This window comes from Actinophytocola oryzae (genome assembly GCF_004364325.1).
GTDB classification, from domain to species: domain Bacteria; phylum Actinomycetota; class Actinomycetes; order Mycobacteriales; family Pseudonocardiaceae; genus Actinophytocola; species Actinophytocola oryzae.
The window spans coordinates 205,280-222,525 of record NZ_SOCP01000009.1 but is presented as its reverse complement, the minus strand read 5'-3'; the positions used below and the strand labels follow the sequence as shown (position 1 = coordinate 222,525).

The window sequence follows — 17,246 nt, the reverse complement described above, 5'->3', positions numbered from 1 at the left end:
GATCACCCCATGCCGCTCACCGACGCCCCGGGCAAGGCGAAGGCCCTCTACGAGGCCAGGCGCACCCGGACCCCGATCGCCCCGTTCACCGACACCGACCCCAGCCTCGGCATGGCCGACGGCTACGCCGTGCAGCAGGAGCTGGTGCGGCTCCTGCTGGCCGACGGCGACCGGGTCATCGGCTACAAGGTAGGCCTGACGTCGGTGGCGATGCAGAAGATGATCGGCGTCGACTCGCCGGACTACGGCCCGGTCCTGGCGTCGACGGTCTACGCCGACGGCGCCACGGTGTCCTTGGGCGACTTCATCGCCCCGAGGGTGGAGGCGGAGATCGTCTTCACGCTCGGGACGCGGCTGCGGGGCCCCGGGGTCACGGTCGACCAGGCCCGCGCGGCGATCTCCGGTGCGCGGGCGGGGATGGAGATCGTGGACTCCCGCATCGCGGACTGGCGGATCAAGCTGGCGGACACGGTCGCCGACCTCGCGTCCAACGGCGCCATGGCCACCGCCGAGCGCGAGCTGCCCATCGACGACCTCGACCCCCGCCTCATCGGCATGGTGATGACCCGCAACGGCGAGCTGCTCGACACCGCGGCGGGCGCGGCGGCACTGGGCGACCCGGTCGCCGTGGTCGCCTGGCTGGCCAACACCCTCGGCGAACACGGCGTCGCCCTCGAACCCGGCCACATGGTCATGACCGGCGCCCTGCACGCCGCCGTCCCACTGTCGGCGGGCGACGTCTTCACCGCCGAGTTCGACCGCCTGGGCACCGTCACCATCCGGGTGGCCGACCAGCACCGTACGTAGGATGCCTCCCGTGCGGCAGCCCTCCGACCTCGAGACGGTCCGCGAGTCCTAGGACCGCGTCGCCGACGCCTATGTGGACCTCGCCGTGGGCAGGTTGGAGGCGCAACCGTGGCTGCGGGCGGTGCTCGCCGCGTTCGCCGAGTCCGTCCGCGGGCTGGGCCCGGTCCTGGACGTCGGCTGCGGGCAGGGCACTGTCACAGCGCACCTCGCCGATCTCGGTCTTGACGCCTCGGGCGTCGACCTGTCGCCCCGGATGGTCGAGCACGCCCGGCGGCAGTACCCCGACCTGCGGTTCTCCGTCGCGTCGGCCTGTTTCCTGGACCACCCACCTGTACCGCCCCGAGGAACTGGCCGGGATGCTGGTCGACGCCGGCCTCGAGACGGTCGCCGAGCTGCGGCTGCCGCCGCAGCCGCCGTCGCTGCGTCCTCAGGTGCTGCTCACCGCGCGGCGCCCCGCCTGACCAACCGGCCGGGTGGTCGACAGCCACGTCGCGATGTCGGTGACGACCTGGGGGTCGACGTGCTGTGGTTGGTCGTACTCGGCGGGGGTCGAGGGGCCTTCGCCGGGGAAGAACAGGTGGTTGTCGCCGGCGTAGACGCGGAACGTGACGTTCGGGCGGTGGGCAAGGCCCGCCTGCCAGCGGGTCAGGTCGTCGGTCACGGTCACCTGGTAGTCGCGGGCGCCCTGGAGGATCAGCATCGGCACGCCGACGGCCGCCGCGGCGGCGACCGGGTCGTAGGCGCGCATGGCCAGCCACCACGACGCCGGGAAGCCGAACGGCAGTTCCGCCGCCGGTGTCGACGGCGTCAGGTCGGGACCGTCGACCAGCGCCGCCTGCCGGGTGAACACCGCCACCGCCTCCCCGTCGACCACGTCGGGCGCGACCGACGCCAGGTAGCGGGCCACGCGCACCGCCGCGTGGTGCATCGGCTGCGCGTCACCGGCCAGCAGCACCATGCCATCCACCTGGACACTCGACGCGACCAGCGGTGCGGCCTTGCCACCCATGCTGTGCCCGACGAGAACCACCCTCTCGACGTGCGCCCGCAGCAGCTCGACGGCGGCCACGGCGTGTGGCACGTACTCGTCGGTCATCGTCGCGCCGGGGGCAAGCCCGCCGTGGACGTGGGTCACCTTGTCGAACCGGAGGACCGCCACTCCCCTGCTCGCCAGCCCCCACGCCACGTCCTTCAGCGGCTTGTTGGCCCCGCTCGTCCCGTCGCGGTCGAACGGGCCGCCGCCGCTGAGCAGCACCACGCCGACTCGCGCCCGGCGGGGCAGGGTCAGCGTGCCCGGCACGGCACGGGGACCGCCGCCCAGCACCATCTCGCGTTCCGTGAACCGCCTGCGGCGCACGTAGTCCGGCGGCGTCCACACCGGACCCGTCGCGGGTGCGAGCCGCAGCCCGTGCACGATTCCCCTGTCGTCGAAGGAAACCAGCACCGTGAAGCCGCCGCGTTCGCACGTGACGGGGACACTCGCGCGGACCAGGCCCGCCTCCCCCGGCCCGGTCGCCGGGATCCCGATCGCCGTGACGGCACCAATCCTCCCCAGCTCGGCCACCCACGCCGACCGCACCGTCCCCTCCGACGCGAGCGCCCGCAACGGCGCCGAGAACAGCTCCGCCACCTCCCCGAACCGGCCGTCACGCGCCAGGCCGACCAACGCCAGCGCGGCAGCAGCGCCGTCCACCATCCAACCACCTTTCTCATACTTTGCGAAAGGTAGCACAGGATGAGATCGTTCGGACGTGGACACCATGACCCTCGTCGCGCACCCCGTCCGGCTGCGGATCGTGCACGCGATGCACGGCGACCGCGTACTCAGCACGGCCGACCTCTGCGCCCGCCTCCCGGACGTCTCCAAGGCCATGGTGTACCGGCACGTCGACCTCCTCGCGACCGGCGGAATCCTCGAGGTGGCCGAGGAACGGCGCGTCCGAGGCGCGGTGGAACGCCACTACCGGCTGCGCCGCGACCGGGCGGTCATCGACGGCGCGGCAGCCGCCGCACTGTCCACCGAGGACCACCGAGGCGCGTTCGCCACGGCACTCGCCGTCCTGGCCGCCGAGTTCGGCGCCTACCTCGACCGCGAGCACGTCGACCCGGCCGAGGACCTCGTCGGCTACCGCCAGCACGCCGTCTGGCTCAGCCGCGACGAGCTGACGGCCCTGATCCTCGACCTGCGCGCGGCGATCCTGCCGAGGCTCGCCAACGAGCCCGCCCCCGGCCGCGCCCGCTACCTGCTCAGCCCGATCCTGTTCCCGACCGAGGACGACTGACCGCGCTCGGGGGTGACGCCCGCCGTCCCGGTGTCGCGGGCCGACACCGGGACGAGGCCGCGGCGACACCCCTCACCCGCATCCGCCTTCCCGGACGTGGCCGACCGGGCCACGACGGACTGGGAGGAGGGGCATGACCAGCGCGCCATCACGATCGGCGATCGCGGTGACGGGCTGCGCACGTCGTTCGGCGACAAGGTGTTGCTCGACGGCATCGACCTGGGCGTCCGCGAGGGGACCACGTTCCCACTGCTCGGCCCGAACGGCGCCGGCAAGACGACCGTGGTGCGGATCCTCTTCACGCTGATCGGCTTCGACGGCGGAGACGCACGCGTCGCCGGGGACGACGTCGCGAGCGAGGCCGACGCCGTGCGGTTGCGTAACTGTGAGGTGTCACGCCAGGGTCCCGCCGTTTGGTGGCCCTGCCCCCGGGTAGTCGTCCCCCGAATGGGTGATCAACCGAAAGGGACGGTCGTCATGCAGCCCGACAACAGCCACCGCGAGGCACGTGCACTGCGCCACTACGTCGAGGAGGTGGCCCACGCGGTCGGCGTCGAGCCCGCGGCCGCCTGGTGCGAGTACGGGCCGCCGTCCGCCGCGTACGTGGCGCTCTCCCACCCGGCGCCCGCCGACGCGAGACGCTTCCTGATGCTCGAGTGGACCAGCACGGACGGCTGGTCGCTGGCGATCGAGCCTGCCAGTGACGAGCCGCCGGTCGTGCTGGCCGCCTGGCCGGAGGAGCTCCGGCCGCGACCCGAGGAGCTGGCACGACGGGTGCGCCGGGCGCTGATCCCCCAGGTGCGGCTGCCCATTCGGACCAACGGCATCACGAGCCTGGCGGGCAACGACCTGACCGGTCTGAGCCAGTGCGGCTGAGCTGTCGGCTCGATGGCCAGACCAGCGGTGGTTTCCGGATCGTCCTGACGGGGCATTACCCGCACAGGGCCGACGTGATCGGGGCAGGGGCAGGGCGGCGGAGGAGGACACGTGACGAACCGGCTGAGTTGTCCGGTGGGTAGCCACAGTCTGGACCTGCGCGGGAGTGACGCCAGAGGGCTGCGGCGGTTGCGGCAGTGGCTTTCGGCCGTGCTCGCCGACCTCGGCGAGCGGCACGTGACCGAGGTCATGCAGGTGGCGGACGAGCTGGCGTCCAACGCCTACGAGCACGGCGACGGTCCGCAGATGGTCCGTCTCCACCACTGCGTCGTCGACGGCAGGACGACCATCGAGGTCGAGGACTCCAACCTCGAGACGGTCACCGTCGGGCAGTCCCGTTTCGGCGAGGCGGCGCACCGCGGGCGTGGCCTCGTGCTCGTGCAGAACATCGCGCGCGCCTGGGGCGTGCGCCGCAGGGCAGGCACCGGCCGCAAGACCGTGTGGGCCGTGCTCGCCTGCCAGGCAGAACCCCGTGCCGACGGACAGGTCGGCGCGATGGCGGTGTCGTAGGTACGCGTTTGGGTAGGACTTTTCGGGTAATTCACCCGTTATGGTGACAAAGCCTCTCGATGGGGACGCCGAGAGCCGCGACGAACAGCTGGCGCGCAATGTCAGTGAGCTTCTCCAGGAACTGCGGGTCGCGCAGACGGGGGTGCAGTTCCTCTTCGGCTTCCTGCTCTCGGTGGCGTTCACCGAGCACTACGCCCGCGCGTCGGGCTTCGAGCAGGTCGTGCACCTGGTGGCGGTCGTGTTCGCCACGGCGTCGGTAGCCCTGTTCACGGCGCCGGCCGCGTGGCACCGGCTGCTGTTCCGGCGGGGCAGGCGCCCGGAGATCGTCGCGGTGGCCAACAGGCTCACCGTCGCCGGCCTCGCCTCACTGGCCGTCGCCATGACCGCGACCGTGCTGCTGTTGTTCAAGGTCGTCGCGGGTACCGCCGTCGCGTCCGTCGCCGCGGTGGTGGTCGCCGCGTTGTTCGCGGTGTTGTGGTTCGTCCTCCCGCTGCGCGTCCGGGCCGACTAGGTCCCAGCGCATGCGCACGGTGGTCCCGAACTCGTCGTGGGTGATCTCGGCGTGGTCGGCGAGCCCTTCGATCAACGGCAGGCCGCGGCCACGCAGCATGCTGGGGTGGGGTGCGCGCCAGTTGCCGTGGTCGCTGACGGTGATGGCGATCCCGTCCGGCGTGCGGTAGGCGTGGAGGTCGATGACGCCGCCGTGTCCCCCGTAGGCGTGTTCGGTGGAGTTGGCCATCGCCTCGTAGGTGGCGAGCAGGAGGTCGTCGCGCTGCTCGGCGACGACTCCGGCCGCCGAGGCCCACTCGCCGAGCAGGTCCCGCGTGCGGCCGATCGTGTCGGGGTTGGCGTCGACACTGTGCCGCAACTCGCGCACGACGCCGTGGGGATGGTCTCCCGGATCACTCATCCCGCGTCCCTTCCCCGGCGGTGGACGCGGATCAACGCGACGCCGTCGCACTGATCGGTCTCGACGAGATCGTCCGTGTATAGCATCCGCCGGGTACCCACCGGGACCGACGTCGGCGGCCACGACCGCTCTGTACCGATCCCGAACGGTCGCGCACCGCCGTCATGCCGAGGTCCTCGGCCCGGCCAGTAGCGTTCCGGTGTGGACGAGGACCAGGTGGTGGCCGCGGCGCGGGCGGGGGACGAGGGCGCGTTCGGGGTGCTGTTCGAACGGTACCGGGGTGAGCTGCGGGTGCACTGCTACCGGATGCTCGGCTCGTTCGACGAGGCCGAGGACCTCGTCCAGGAGACGTTCCTGCGGGCGTGGAAGAACCTCGACGGGTTCCAGGCCCGCTCCACGTTCCGCGCGTGGGCCTACCGCATCGCCACCAACGCCTGCCTCGACTTCCTCGACAGCCGGGCCCGACGGGTCCTCCCCTACGACCTCAGCGCGCCGACCCCACCGGGACCCGCGCTGCCGCCGCGTACCGACATCCCGTGGCTCCAGCCGTTCCCGGACCGCCTGGCCGAACCGGCCGCGCCGAGCGAGTCCCGACCGGACTCCGTCGCCGTCGCCAGGGAGACCATCGAGCTGGCCTTCCTCGCCGCGCTCCAGCACCTCCCGCCGCGGCAACGCGCCGCCCTGATCCTGCAGGACGTGCTCGGCTGGCCGGCCAGACAGACGGCCGCCCTCCTGGAGTCCCCTGTGGCCTCGGTCAACAGCGCACTCCAACGCGCGAGGACCACCCTGCGCGAGCACCTGCCCGAACGCCGCGCCGACTGGGCGAACCGGCCGTCCGGGCAGGAACGCACGGTCCTGCGCCGGTACGTCGACGCCATGCAACGCGCCGACCTCGACGCGCTCGCGAGACTGCTCGCCGAGGAGGTCCGGACCGCGATGCCGCCGTGGCCCATGTGGCTGCACGGCCGCGACTCGGTCGTCGCCGCACTCACGGCGAGCTGGGACTCCGGCTACGTCGGCCGCCTCCGGATGGTGCCCACCGGCGCCAACCGGCAGCCCGCGGTGGCGACCTACGTCCAGCGCACCGACGCCTACCACCCCTTCGCCATCTCCGTGCTGGAGATCGAGGACGACCGGGTCACGGAGATCACCGCCTTCCACGACCTCGGCCTGTTCCCCGCGTTCGGGCTGCCCGCCACACTCACCGATGACTTTCCGGACGATCCACCGTCTCAACACGAGTCGACCCGTGATGGAGGTAGATCGTGAGCAAGCTGCTGTTCTCCGCGACCATGTCCCTCGACGGCTTCATGGCAGGCCCGGGCGGTGACATGTCCTGGCTGACCGAGCACATCGGACCCAACCCGACCGTCGACCGGCTGATCGACGAGATCGGCGCCATCCTCGTCGGCAACCGCAGCTTCCGGGGCGACGACCCGCACCGCGACGACCCGGAGAAGGCAGGCAAGGCGTTCGGCAGCTGGGACGGTCCGCACTTCGTGCTGACACACCACGCCCCGGCCACCCCGATGCCCGGCGTCACGTTCGTCCCCGACCTGGACACGGCCGTCACCGCCGCGAAGGCCGCCGCGGGCGGGAAGTACGTCAACGTCATCGGCGCCGACGTCGCCCGCCAGTGCCTCGAGGCGGGACTGCTCGACGAGGTCTTCGTGTGTGTGGCACCCGTCCTCCTCGGCGACGGCGTCCGCCTCTTCGACCACCCCGGCGGCACCAACGTCAAGCTCGAACGCATCGCCCAGACCGAGGCACCCCGGGCCACGAACCTCCGGTTCCGCGTCGTGTGACGGCGGCCGACACGGCACGAGCCTGCCGCGGACGGCGGCGAGTCACTCGGCCGGTGAGCGGCGGCGGAGCCGGACGGTCAGGACCAGCACGACGAGCATGATCCCGACACAGGTCGCGCCCGCGGCGTGGAACCCGGACGTGAACGCGTGGCGGACGTGGTCGAGCAGCGTGGGGTCGCCGGTCGCCTTCGCGAAGCCGTCGACCCAGGAGCCGCCTGCCTGGCCGAGGCGGTCGCGGTAGGTCACCGTGCCGACGCTGCCGAGCACGACGAGGCCCATGGCGATGCCGATCTCGTTCGCGGTCTGGGTGAACGAGGCGGCCGAGCCCGCGCGGTCGGGCGGCGCGTGCGCGATCACGTCGTTCATCAGGAACGGGAGCGCCGCGCCGATCCCCCCGGTGGTCAGGACGGTGGCGCAGGTCAGGACGGCGAGCCCGGCCGGACCGTCAGGGACCAGCGCGAACAACGCGAACCCGACGGTCATCATCCCCATGCACACCGCGACGAGCCGGGACTGCGCCACGCGGCGGCCGAGCCACGGCCCGAGGTTGGACGCGACGATCATGGCGGCCATCTGGGGCAGCAACCACATGGCCGACACGAGCGGTGTGAGGCCCTGGACCGACTGCAGGTAGAACGTGACGAACAGCGACGTCCCGCCCATCACCACGGCGGTCAGCAGGAGCACCCACATCGTCCGCGCCACGCCGGGCCGCGCCAGCAGCCCGAGGTCCACCAGCGGGTGCGCCAGCCGCTTCTGGCGGCGCACGAACACCACGCCGAGCACCACCCCGACGCAGGCCGCGGCCACCACGAGCCAGGAGAAGCCGCTGTTGACCGACGACTTGAGCGCGTAGACCACCAGCAGGATCGACGCGAGGCACAGGACGGCGCTGCGCACGTCGAGCCGGCCGGGGTCGCTCGCGCGGAACTCGGGCAGCACGCGGGGCGCCGCGACCACGGTCAGCAGCATCACCGGCACGCCCATCAGGAACACCGAGCCCCAGCCCCAGTGCTCGACCAGCACGCCGCCGACCAGCGGGCCCACGGCCATCCCGGTCAGGAAGCAGGTCATGTAGGCACCCATGGCGGCGACGGACGCCTTCGGGTCCGGGTAGATCCGGCCGATCAACGCCATCGAGGCGGGCATGATCGCCGCACCCGCGACACCCATCACGGCCCGGGTCGCGATGATCATCCACGGCTCGGTGGCGAACGCCGCGAACGCCGACGCCACCGCGAACACCATGGCACACAGGATGATCAGCTTCCGGCGGCCGATCCGGTCGCCGACCGTGCCCATCGTGATCATGGTGCCGCCGACCATGAACCCGTAGATGTCGTTCATCCACAGCAGCTCGGTCGGGCTCGGGTGCAGGTCGGCGGCCATCCTCGGCAGCGCGACGTTGAGCACGCTGATGTCGATCGCGAGGAGCAGCGACGGCAGCGCCAGCAGCGCGAGCGCGACGCGGGGGCCGCGGGTCCACCCCGGCGCCCCGGTGCGCCCGGAGGTGGTCAACCCTGATGCGGTCATGAGTGGACGATCCTTTCTGGAGGCTCACCATGGAGTCGAACCAGAACGGCGGTCCTCGACAGTTCCGGCGCACCGATTTCGCGGTCATCTACGATGACGGTCGGTCGGGTGCGGCTCGGAGGGGGTGGTCCCGTGGCGCGTGACACGGCACGTCCGCCGCGCATCCCCGTGCCGATGTCGGCCTACGTGATCGACTGCGGCGTGTACGTCGACGGCAGACGGCTGCCGGGGCGCTGGACCCACACCCGCGCGGTGGCGGAGGTCCGCAGGCGCGGCGAGGGTTTTGTCTGGATCGGACTGTTCGAGCCGAAGGCCGAGCAGATCGGCGGCCTGGCCGCGACGTTCGGGCTGCACGAGCTGGCCGTCGAGGACGCGGTGCACGCCCACCAGCGGCCGAAGCTGGAGACCTACTCCGGGACGCTGTTCATGGTGCTCAAGACCGTCAGCTACGTCGAGCACGCCGCGCCGACCACCACGAACGAGATCGTCGAGAGCGGCGAGATCATGGCGTTCCTCGGCAGGGACTTCATCGTCACCGTCCGCCACGGCGAGCACTCGGCGCTGAAGTCGCTGCGTGCCGACCTGGAGGCCACCCCGGAACGGCTGGCGCAGGGCCCCGCCGTGGTGCTGCACGCGATCGCCGACCACGTCGTCGACAGCTACCTCGAGGTGACCGAGGCGTTCGAACGCGACGTCGACCAGGTCGAGTCGATGGTCTTCGCGCCGAACTCGCAGGTCGGTGCCGAGCAGATGTACCTGATGAAGCGGGAGATCCTGGAGCTGCGCCGCGCGGTCGTGCCGCTCACGACGCCGATGCGCAAGCTCACCGAGCGCTACACGCCGCTGGTCCCCGACCACGTCCGCTCCTACTTCCGCGACGTGGACGACCACCTGTCGGTCGTCGCGGAGCGGGTCGCGAGCTTCGACGACCTGCTGACCACCCTCGTCGACGCGACGCTCGCCAAGATCACGCTGCAGCAGAACGGCGACATGCGCAAGATCACCGGGTGGGCGGCGATCATCACGGTCCCCACCATGGTCGTCGGTGTGTACGGGATGAACTTCGACTTCATGCCCGAGCTGCACTGGGCGTTCGGCTACCCGGCGGTCATCCTCGCGATCCTCGCCGTGTGCGTGATCCTGCACCGCGTCTTCACCCGCCGCGGTTGGCTCTGACCGATCTCGAAGGCCTGTTCCCATGCGCCGCGATCACCGTCGTGCTGTTCGGCCTACGCCGCCAACGAAGTTCTTCCCGGACGCGTGTCGAACGCCGCGGGTACCGTGCGTCGCCATAGTGACGAGCAGGACCACGGCACACGGAGGACACCATGACGACGACACCGCAGGACTCGACCCCCGCACAGCCGGGCCGCCCGCCCGTGGTCGACCTGGCCACCTGGCAGGCCGCCCGCGACGAGCTGCTGGTCCGCGAGAAGGCCCACACCCGCGAGGGTGACGCCATCGCCGCGGCCCGCCGCAGGCTGCCGATGGTCGAGTTCGACGGGAAGGTCGAGGTCGTCGGGGCCGACGGGCCGGTGCCGTTCCTAAACCTATTCCAGGGCCGCGACGAGCTCGTGGTCTACAAGCACATGTGGTACGACGGGGCGCCGCACCAGGGGCAGTGCGAGGGCTGCACCACCACGGCGTGGCACCTCGGGGACTCCGTCTACCTCAACGCCCGCGGTGTCTCCTACGCCGTCGTGACCACGGGGCGGTGGGACGAGGTCGCCGCCTTCGTCGAGTTCATGGGCTACACCGAGCCCTGGTACTCGGTGCGCGACCTGCCGGCACCGGTCGGCGAGGACATGGGGCACCTCACCACCTACCTGCGTGACGGCGACCGCACCTTCCTCACCTACTCGACGACGGGCCGGGGCAACGAGGTGGCCAACCCGTCGCTGGCCCTGCTCGACATGACGCCCTACGGCAGGGGCGAGGCGTGGGAGGACAACCCCGAAGGCCGGCCGGTGCTCGGCAGCGTCCGCGACGGACACCCGGCCGAGGGCGGCGGCCAGGCCTGCTGGTACTGGCGCTCGGACGCCGACGGTGTGGCCACCTGGGGCCCGACCAGCAGACCCACGGCACAGTGGACTCGCCCCGGCGCGGCCCCCGTGGAGACCCTCGGCAGGCAGGGCGACCCCCACAGGTAGGCCCGGAACGCAGGACGGGTCGGGCGGACTGCCGATGGCCCTGGTCGAGCACGAGGGGTCCGGTCCGGGCGAGTCGCGGGCGGAGAGGAGCAGGTGGTGGGCGAGGTGCCGTGAGATCGCCGGTCGGCCGAGAGGCGCCGGTGGGCGGGGTGGAGGTCCTGGAAACCGAGTGGCCCGGCGAGCGTGCGCCCGGCGTCGAGCTGGGTCGGTGGACGCACCGGATATTCCGGGTGGTTATTCTCCCGTCTTATTCCCACCCTCGATCTTCACCCTATTGAGTGAAGAATTATTTCCTGCCCGGTCGGACACGTATTCTCCCCGAATGGCGCCCGAGCAGGACCTCGCGGATTCGACGCGAACGGACAGACACGTCGGACTCGTCGTCGACTCACAACGCGAGTTCGACGAGCTGGTTCGCCCTTTGTTCTTCGACGGACAACGCTCCGGTGAGAAACTGGTCGTCTTCGGCAGCGGGCAGCAGTTCCACGCGGGCGAGATCTCGCACAACGAGCGCTGGCCCGCGAACGGGGTGGAGACCGAGCTGCGGCGCGAGGTCGAAGCCGCGCGGCGCCAGGGTTATCGCGGGGTCCGCGTGCTCGCGGACATGTGCGACATCGGCATGACCCCGCTCAGCACCCGGGACCTGATCGCGTTCGAGCTGGCGCTGGACCGCACGGTCAACGACCTCGACGCCACCATGCTCTGCTTCTACCGCAACCACATGTTCGCCCCGGACGCCGTCGCCGCCGCGATGTCCGCGCACGCACAGGGCTACGGCGCCAACAGCGGCGACCTCGGCTTCCGGATGTGGAGCGACGCCGCCGGCGGATGGCACGTGTGCGGCGCGGTCGACCTGACGAACGTCACGAGTTTCCGCGCGGCCCTGCAGAGCGCGGCGAGCGAGTCCTCGGTGCTGCGGCTGAGTTTCGCCGAGCTGCGTTTCCTCGACCTGACCGGCTTACAGGTGATCGCCGACCTCGTCGAGTCGGCACCGGGAATGTCGTTGCAGGTGGAGTCGTCGTCGCACTCGTTCCGCCGCTGCTGGGAGATGCTCGGCTACGACGAGACCTGCCCCAGAGCGGAGATCGTGGCTTGAGTGTCCGACACGAGGCGTATCTCTACCGGGACCTCGCCGGTTTCGTCGACGCCGCGGTGTCGTTCGTCGAGGAGGGTGTGGCGGCGGGCGAGACCGTGCTCGTCGCGGTCGGCGCGCGGCAGATCGACGCACTGCGCGAGGCCCTGGGCACCACGGGGGACGTCGTGTTCGCGAACATGGCCGACCTCGGCCGCAACCCGACGCGGATCATCTCGATCTGGCGTGAGCTCGTCAGGGACAGTGTCCGGTCGGGCCGGGGGTGCCGGGGCATCGGCGAGCCGATCTGGGCAGGCCGGAGCAGTGCCGAGCTGCTCGAGTGCCAGCGGCACGAGGCGTTGCTGAACGTCGCGTTCGAGCACGGCCCGACGTGGCGGCTGATGTGCCCGTACGACGTCACCACCCTCTCCCCCGCCGTGATCGACGAGGCACTCGCGAGCCACCCCGTGGTCGGTGAGGACGGCGTGCGCTCCCCGAGCGACCGCTTCGTCGCGAACCTCGACCGGCTCGACCACGCCCTGCCCGCCCCGCCACCCGAGGCTGCCGAGGTGGCCTTCACCGTGACCGACCTCCCGGCGCTCCGCGACGTCGTCGCCGCACTCGCCTCGGCGGCGCGACTGTGCCCGGACCGGGCCGCGGAACTGGTGCTCGCCGTGCACGAGGTGGCCGTCAACAGCATCCGGCACGGCGGCGGCCGGGGCAGGCTCGTCGCGTGGATCGAGCAGGGCACCGTGGTGTGCGAGATCAGCGACAGCGGCTGGGCACCCGACCCGCTGACCGGCCGCGAACGCCCACCGGCCAGCGCGAGGGGCGGACGCGGGCTCTGGCTGGCCAACGAGTGGTGCGACCTGGTCCAGTGGCGGTCGTCGTTCGCGGGCACGCAGGTGCGCATGCACATGAACGGCTGTTGACGGTACTGCGCTTTCCTTGGAACTTCGGGAAGTTCACCGGTGTGGGGTTGCACGACGGCCGTGGCACAGGATGATGGGGTGTGCCTGGGCCGTGGTTGCCGGCGTGGTGGGGGTGCGCCGCCGGCGAGGAGGTGAGCTGCATGGACGTGCCGTCCAGTGCGCTCTACCCGGTCGGGTTCTCCCGGCCGGACCTGCCCGTGCCCGGCGCACCGGGACCCGTCTGGCCGCGACGGCTGGTCGGGCTGCGTGAACCGGGGTTCAGCGCCGCGAGCCGGCGTGCCGCACGGCTCGTCGTGGTCGCCGCACTGGTCGTGCTCGCGGGCGAGTTCCTGGTCGACGACGGGCTGCGGCCGTTCGTCGTGGCCGTCGCCGCCGGTGTCGCGGCGTACGCGGGCCTGGCCGCGGTGAGCCTCGCGGTGCTGCGGCGGCGGCAGGCGCGGTTCGAACGGACCTGGCTGGTGGCGCAGTCGGACGTGCTGCGGGCGCGGCGGTTCGACGTGCTCCGGTTCACCACCAGCGAGCCCGTCGAGACCGGGCAGGGCAGGTGGGCGGTGCGCCGCGTCTACGACCTCACCCGGCGCGACGAGGTGGAGCGGCTGCTCGGCGTGCGCAGGCGGGCGGACGCCGACGGCGTGGTCGTTCCCGTGACCGTGGAGTTCAGCTACCCCACCGACGACGGGGTCGGCCTCGAGCAGATCCGCGGTGAGCTCGGCTCCATCCACCTGGAGGACAACTCGGCGGCCGGGCGGTCCGCGCGGGTCCGCTTCCCCACCGCGCACTACGGAGTGCGCCCGTCGGCTGAGCGGCCCACGACCTACTGGGTCCTCGGCAGACCGACCCTCACGGTGACGCGGCTCGCACGGGACCAGGCGCCTGCGCGCTAGCCAGGGCGGCGAGCCGGTCCTGCAGGCTCGCGTGGCGGAACTGGTAGTAGGCGCCGACCTGGCGCAGCACCCCGACGCGGTGCGCCTCCTCGAGGAAGGACATCAGCCGCACCGTCGTACGGCCGTGCAGCGCCAGCCAGAGCTGCACGGTGATGAACCGGCCGGAGGCACTGTTCGCCTGCACGATCATGCCGAGCACCGCACCGACGACCACCGCGCCCATCCCGGCGCCGAGCAGCCCTTCCTGCACGGGTCCGCCCACGTCGACGACGAGCCCGGCCTCGTCGCCACCGACCACCCCGCCGAGGAACCCGCCGACGAGCGCGCCGGTACCGACACCGGCGAGTGCCGCGTACAGGACCGCGGCCCGGTCGCTGACCAGCAGACCACGTGGGCTCAGCGCCTCCTTCGGCTCGGTCGGCTGCACGAACCGGCGCACCATCGCGAACACCAGCCCGAACACCAGACCGGCGAGGATGCCGTAGAACGGCCCGTAGAGCAGCCCGGCCATCAGCCCGCCGCCGATCCCGCCGAGCAGCACGAACTCGAGGTCGGTCAGCACCGCCCGCACGGCGAACCGCCTGCTGTGGCTGTCCCAGAGCACGAGCCGCCGTGGCCGGTCGGTCGTGATGGCCTCCAGCGCCAGTGCCACGACCGCACCCGCCCCGAGCCCGAAGTAGGCACCGAACCAGGGGCGCCGAAGAGTCCGAAGAGGACGGCCGACAGCACCGAGGTGCCCACGGACCCGATGACCACCCGCACGAGGACGTACACCCACCTCGGCACCAGGTCGGTCAGCTCCCACCAGCCGAGGTTGCGGGTCCTGCGGTCACGCAGGAGCGCCGCGAGGAACGTCAGGGTCCGCATGCCCGTCTCCGGGTCCCACCGCCTGGGCCGCGCGGGCCTGCCGGGGCCGGGCGGCGCTGGACGGCCGTCGTCGAACGCCGCGTAGGTGAACGAGTCGAGCAGGCGTCGCTCGACGTCCTCCGGTGCCGGGAACCGCCGCTCGTCGAGCAGCTCCGACGGGTCGGTGTCCGCGCGCTGGTAGACGGCCTGCGCGAGGAACAGGGTGAGCGGTCTGGTCAGCGCGGTCCCCACCGTGCTCGTCGGCTCGTCGGTGATCCGGCTGATCACCGCGTCCCACCAGGCCAGTCCGGTGCCGGTGACGGAGTCGAGCAGATAGCTCGCCGCGGCCCCGCCGTCCAGTGGCAGCAACGAGACGACGAGCGCGTCCTTCAGCAGCCGGTCGCCCTGCGCCGCCGCGAACTCGTCGGCGCGGCAGGTGAGCACGAACGGCCGGCCCGCGAAGTCGCGCTGCAGCGCGTCGAGCGCCGCGGTCCGCCGTCCCTCCGGCAACTCGTCGAGACCGTCGAGGATCGGCAGCAACCGTTGCTGCGCCAGGAGTTCCGCACAGGCGGACGCACCGTAGGTCGAGGGCTCCGCCAGCCACGAGTAGTCCTCGACCAGCCTGCGGACCAGCCAGTTGCCGAAGTTCGTGTCCGGGTCCCACGACGACATCTGGAACAGCACCGGCACCCGCCGCTCCGGCAGACTGCTCTTGAGCAGCTCCAACGTGAGCAGCACGCAGAGCCCGGTCTTGCCGGAGCCGGGGTCGCCGGTCACGACCAGTCGGCGCGGTCGCGCGACGAAGTCGTCGATCACGCTCGCGAGGTCACCGGCGACCGGGGTGCCGCCACGCACGGACTGGCGCGAGTACCTGTCGTCGACCGACCACCGGATGGCCATCGAGTGCGCGTCCTCGAGGTTCCTGCGTCCGCGTTCGGCCATCCACTGCTGCGACGCCGACCGGGCGAGCGCCTCGGCCGCCGCGTCGACCTGCTCCGGCGTGCTCGGTCTCGGGTCGAGCAGCCACCGCCACGGCCACGACGGCAGGAAGCGGAGCACGGAGACGCCCAGCGCCATGATCGCGACCAGAATCGTGACCTTCGTGTCGCCGTAACGCACCCACACGACGGCGACGGCGGCGACCGCGAGCAGTAGGACCAGGTAACGAAGTAACACAGCACGCGACCTTATATCTCACTGTAAACAGGCATAGACTGTGCGTCCACGCCTGCTTCGGATTGGGGGAACCGTGGACGCCGCTATCGGGAGTGAACTGTGCGCACTCCTCGGGGTGATACCGATGGCCGTTGCGGCACCACGAATCGTGCGTACGGCGAGCCGCCAGGCCGCCTTGTTCACGCGTGAGTTCGAAAATTCCGTACTGCCTCTGCTCGAATCCACGATCACGGAAGCGGAGCCACGCGCGCGGCTCGCGGAATCACTGCTCTCCTACGCCACCAAATCCGGTTTCGTCATTTCCGGATACGCGACGATGGCCGACATTCCCCTCGCCGTCGATATCGCGGTGCTCGGTCTGGCGTTCACCAGGCTCTACGACGACCTGCTCGACGAGGTCGGCGGACCGGACCTGGAACGCAGGCTCGGCGAGCTGGTCGAGCACGGCCGGTTCACCCCGGTCTCGGACGCCGAACGCCTGCTCGACCGGATGTACCGGGAGCTGGAGGGCCGGCTGGGACGCCGCCGCGACGACCCGCTCTACGCCGCGGCCGCCGCCGCGCACCGGTTCCAGGTCCGGTCACGTGACCAACGCGATCCCGCCACCCCGCACGCGACCCTCGCGGCGATCTCGGCGGGCAAGGGGCGCTACGGCACGTTGACGGTCTTCGCCCTCGTGCGGCCCGACCTCTCCGCGCGGGAACGCACCCTCGTCATGGACATCGGCGAGACGCTGCAGATGCTCGACGACTACGCCGACCGCGACTCCGACCGGCGCGCGGGCATCCGCACCCTGGCCACCGAGGGCAGGCTGGGCCTCGCCGACGTCGCCAGGCGCCTCCGGCACCTGCGGCCCCGGCTCGCCGCCCACTACGGCCGCGGTTCGGTCCGCGAGTTCACCGGTGTCTGCTTCCTCGCGATGTGCGTCTGCTTCCTCGACCGCCGCCTGCCCGGGCTCGGCGCGCGACTGCCCGTGAAGTCGAGCCACCCCGACCCCGGCCCCGTCCTGGCGGGCGAGGCAGGCGAGGCGACCCCCGTCGGCGACGACCGGGGGCACGCGACCACCTCGGCGTAGCGGCGACGGGCACCACGCGGCCGGAGGTCCTAGTTGGGGCTGACGGTGTTCGGCTCGAACCAGCCCGCCGTGCCGTCCCGGGTGGTGCCGCTCGGGGCAGCGGGCACGTCGCGGTCCTCGGTCCAGGTCAGACCGTGCTCCACGAGCAGCGACTCGAAGATCGGCGTCGCCGTCGACGCGTCATCGACGTCTCGCGTTACCCCATCCATGTTCTTCCCGTCGTACTCACCGAACCCGAGGTACCGGTTACGCCCTGTATCCCGAAGCGGGACGCTACCTGACAGGACATACGCGACCACAAACCCGCTGATTCGGCAAAACGCACGCG

General features: G+C 71.5%; 18 protein-coding genes and 2 pseudogenes. 14 read left to right on the top strand and 6 right to left on the bottom strand.

The window, feature by feature from the left end:
* Positions 1-9: 9 nt before the first annotated feature.
* Both CLV71_RS24720 and CLV71_RS49435 read left to right on the top strand, forming a co-directional pair.
* Positions 10-807 carry a 2-keto-4-pentenoate hydratase gene (locus CLV71_RS24720; protein WP_133905234.1) on the top strand — a complete coding sequence of 266 codons (798 nt, stop codon included), beginning with the start codon at positions 10-12 and terminating at the stop codon, positions 805-807.
* 73 nt (positions 808-880) lie between these two features.
* Positions 881-1,069, top strand: a pseudogene (locus CLV71_RS49435) (class I SAM-dependent methyltransferase); the annotation flags it as partial.
* A 165-nt stretch (positions 1,070-1,234) separates the two neighbouring features.
* On the opposite strand, the gene CLV71_RS24710 reads toward CLV71_RS49435, so the two are convergent.
* The gene (locus tag CLV71_RS24710; protein WP_133905233.1) at positions 1,235-2,503 is read right to left on the bottom strand and encodes an alpha/beta hydrolase; all 1,269 of its coding nucleotides are present in this window, start codon (positions 2,501-2,503) and stop codon (positions 1,235-1,237) included.
* A 64-nt stretch (positions 2,504-2,567) separates the two neighbouring features.
* Here CLV71_RS24710 and CLV71_RS24705 point away from each other — a divergent pair, with 64 nt between their 5' ends.
* The 4 genes from CLV71_RS24705 to CLV71_RS24690 all read left to right on the top strand — a co-directional run bounded on the left by CLV71_RS24705 (position 2,568) and on the right by CLV71_RS24690 (position 5,046).
* Complete coding sequence (locus tag CLV71_RS24705) at positions 2,568-3,089, top strand: helix-turn-helix domain-containing protein (protein WP_243866700.1); 522 nt, start codon at positions 2,568-2,570, stop codon at positions 3,087-3,089.
* A 147-nt stretch (positions 3,090-3,236) separates the two neighbouring features.
* Positions 3,237-3,965: a DUF6292 family protein gene (locus tag CLV71_RS48575; RefSeq protein ID WP_208297748.1), complete on the top strand. Its 729-nt coding sequence runs from the start codon at positions 3,237-3,239 to the stop codon at positions 3,963-3,965.
* Between the two features lie 111 nt (positions 3,966-4,076).
* Positions 4,077-4,535 (top strand): ATP-binding protein, encoded by a 459-nt coding sequence (locus tag CLV71_RS24695; RefSeq protein WP_133905231.1) that lies wholly within the window; start codon positions 4,077-4,079, stop codon positions 4,533-4,535.
* A gap of 40 nt (positions 4,536-4,575) precedes the next feature.
* Positions 4,576-5,046, top strand: a complete 471-nt coding sequence (locus tag CLV71_RS24690; protein ID WP_133905230.1) for a DUF6328 family protein — start codon at positions 4,576-4,578, stop codon at positions 5,044-5,046.
* 15 nt (positions 5,047-5,061) lie between these two features.
* Here the strand turns inward: CLV71_RS24690 and CLV71_RS49430 are convergent.
* Positions 5,062-5,445, bottom strand: a pseudogene (locus CLV71_RS49430) (ATP-binding protein); the annotation flags it as partial.
* Positions 5,446-5,646: 201 nt separating this feature from the next.
* Here CLV71_RS49430 and CLV71_RS24680 point away from each other — a divergent pair.
* Positions 5,647-6,714 (top strand): sigma-70 family RNA polymerase sigma factor, encoded by a 1,068-nt coding sequence (locus tag CLV71_RS24680; RefSeq protein WP_133905228.1) that lies wholly within the window; start codon positions 5,647-5,649, stop codon positions 6,712-6,714.
* A complete protein-coding gene (locus CLV71_RS24675; RefSeq protein WP_133905227.1) occupies positions 6,711-7,250 on the top strand; it encodes a dihydrofolate reductase family protein in 540 nt (179 codons plus the stop codon). The genes CLV71_RS24680 and CLV71_RS24675 overlap by 4 nt, the downstream gene beginning before the upstream one ends.
* 42 nt (positions 7,251-7,292) lie before the next feature.
* On the opposite strand, the gene CLV71_RS24670 is transcribed toward CLV71_RS24675, so the two are convergent.
* Positions 7,293-8,783 (bottom strand): MFS transporter, encoded by a 1,491-nt coding sequence (locus CLV71_RS24670; protein WP_133905226.1) that lies wholly within the window; start codon positions 8,781-8,783, stop codon positions 7,293-7,295.
* 93 nt (positions 8,784-8,876) lie between these two features.
* Here CLV71_RS24670 and CLV71_RS24665 point away from each other — a divergent pair, with 93 nt between their 5' ends.
* The 5 genes from CLV71_RS24665 to CLV71_RS24645 all read left to right on the top strand — a co-directional run bounded on the left by CLV71_RS24665 (position 8,877) and on the right by CLV71_RS24645 (position 13,821).
* Entirely contained in the window at positions 8,877-9,959 is a 1,083-nt protein-coding gene (locus tag CLV71_RS24665; RefSeq protein ID WP_133905225.1) for a magnesium and cobalt transport protein CorA, read from the top strand.
* 152 nt (positions 9,960-10,111) lie between these two features.
* Complete coding sequence (locus tag CLV71_RS24660) at positions 10,112-10,933, top strand: DUF899 family protein (protein ID WP_133905224.1); 822 nt, start codon at positions 10,112-10,114, stop codon at positions 10,931-10,933.
* 322 nt (positions 10,934-11,255) lie between these two features.
* Positions 11,256-12,029, top strand: coding sequence for an MEDS domain-containing protein (locus CLV71_RS24655; protein WP_166664245.1), 774 nt, complete (start codon positions 11,256-11,258; stop codon positions 12,027-12,029).
* Positions 12,026-12,937 (top strand): sensor histidine kinase, encoded by a 912-nt coding sequence (locus CLV71_RS24650; RefSeq protein WP_166664244.1) that lies wholly within the window; start codon positions 12,026-12,028, stop codon positions 12,935-12,937. Before CLV71_RS24655 ends, CLV71_RS24650 begins: the two co-directional genes overlap by 4 nt.
* A gap of 140 nt (positions 12,938-13,077) precedes the next feature.
* The gene (locus tag CLV71_RS24645; protein ID WP_133905221.1) at positions 13,078-13,821 is read left to right on the top strand and encodes a hypothetical protein; all 744 of its coding nucleotides are present in this window, start codon (positions 13,078-13,080) and stop codon (positions 13,819-13,821) included.
* On the opposite strand, the gene CLV71_RS24640 is transcribed toward CLV71_RS24645, so the two are convergent.
* Positions 13,778-14,473 (bottom strand): hypothetical protein, encoded by a 696-nt coding sequence (locus CLV71_RS24640; RefSeq protein WP_133905220.1) that lies wholly within the window; start codon positions 14,471-14,473, stop codon positions 13,778-13,780. The genes CLV71_RS24645 and CLV71_RS24640 overlap by 44 nt on opposite strands.
* Positions 14,377-15,843, bottom strand: a complete 1,467-nt coding sequence (locus CLV71_RS24635) for an NACHT domain-containing protein (RefSeq protein ID WP_133905219.1) — start codon at positions 15,841-15,843, stop codon at positions 14,377-14,379. The genes CLV71_RS24640 and CLV71_RS24635 overlap by 97 nt, the downstream gene beginning before the upstream one ends.
* A 316-nt stretch (positions 15,844-16,159) precedes the next feature.
* Between CLV71_RS24635 and CLV71_RS24630 the strand changes: the two genes are divergently transcribed.
* Complete coding sequence (locus tag CLV71_RS24630) at positions 16,160-16,918, top strand: hypothetical protein (protein ID WP_133905218.1); 759 nt, start codon at positions 16,160-16,162, stop codon at positions 16,916-16,918.
* Between the two features lie 29 nt (positions 16,919-16,947).
* On the opposite strand, the gene CLV71_RS24625 is transcribed toward CLV71_RS24630, so the two are convergent.
* Entirely contained in the window at positions 16,948-17,127 is a 180-nt protein-coding gene (locus tag CLV71_RS24625; RefSeq protein WP_133905217.1) for a hypothetical protein, read from the bottom strand.
* Between the last annotated feature and the right edge of the window lie 119 nt (positions 17,128-17,246).

Coding starts and splice junctions, on each gene's coding strand:
- CLV71_RS24660 (WP_133905224.1), top strand. CDS start 10,112: ATGACGACGACACCGCAGGACTCGACCCCCGCACAGCCGGGCCGCCCG.
- CLV71_RS24625 (WP_133905217.1), bottom strand. CDS start 17,127: ATGGATGGGGTAACGCGAGACGTCGATGACGCGTCGACGGCGACGCCG.
- CLV71_RS24705 (WP_243866700.1), top strand. CDS start 2,568: ATGACCCTCGTCGCGCACCCCGTCCGGCTGCGGATCGTGCACGCGATG.
- CLV71_RS24655 (WP_166664245.1), top strand. CDS start 11,256: ATGGCGCCCGAGCAGGACCTCGCGGATTCGACGCGAACGGACAGACAC.
- CLV71_RS24690 (WP_133905230.1), top strand. CDS start 4,576: ATGGTGACAAAGCCTCTCGATGGGGACGCCGAGAGCCGCGACGAACAG.
- CLV71_RS24670 (WP_133905226.1), bottom strand. CDS start 8,783: ATGACCGCATCAGGGTTGACCACCTCCGGGCGCACCGGGGCGCCGGGG.
- CLV71_RS24720 (WP_133905234.1), top strand. CDS start 10: ATGCCGCTCACCGACGCCCCGGGCAAGGCGAAGGCCCTCTACGAGGCC.
- CLV71_RS24665 (WP_133905225.1), top strand. CDS start 8,877: ATGACGGTCGGTCGGGTGCGGCTCGGAGGGGGTGGTCCCGTGGCGCGT.
- CLV71_RS24630 (WP_133905218.1), top strand. CDS start 16,160: ATGGCCGACATTCCCCTCGCCGTCGATATCGCGGTGCTCGGTCTGGCG.
- CLV71_RS24710 (WP_133905233.1), bottom strand. CDS start 2,503: ATGGTGGACGGCGCTGCTGCCGCGCTGGCGTTGGTCGGCCTGGCGCGT.
- CLV71_RS24645 (WP_133905221.1), top strand. CDS start 13,078: ATGGACGTGCCGTCCAGTGCGCTCTACCCGGTCGGGTTCTCCCGGCCG.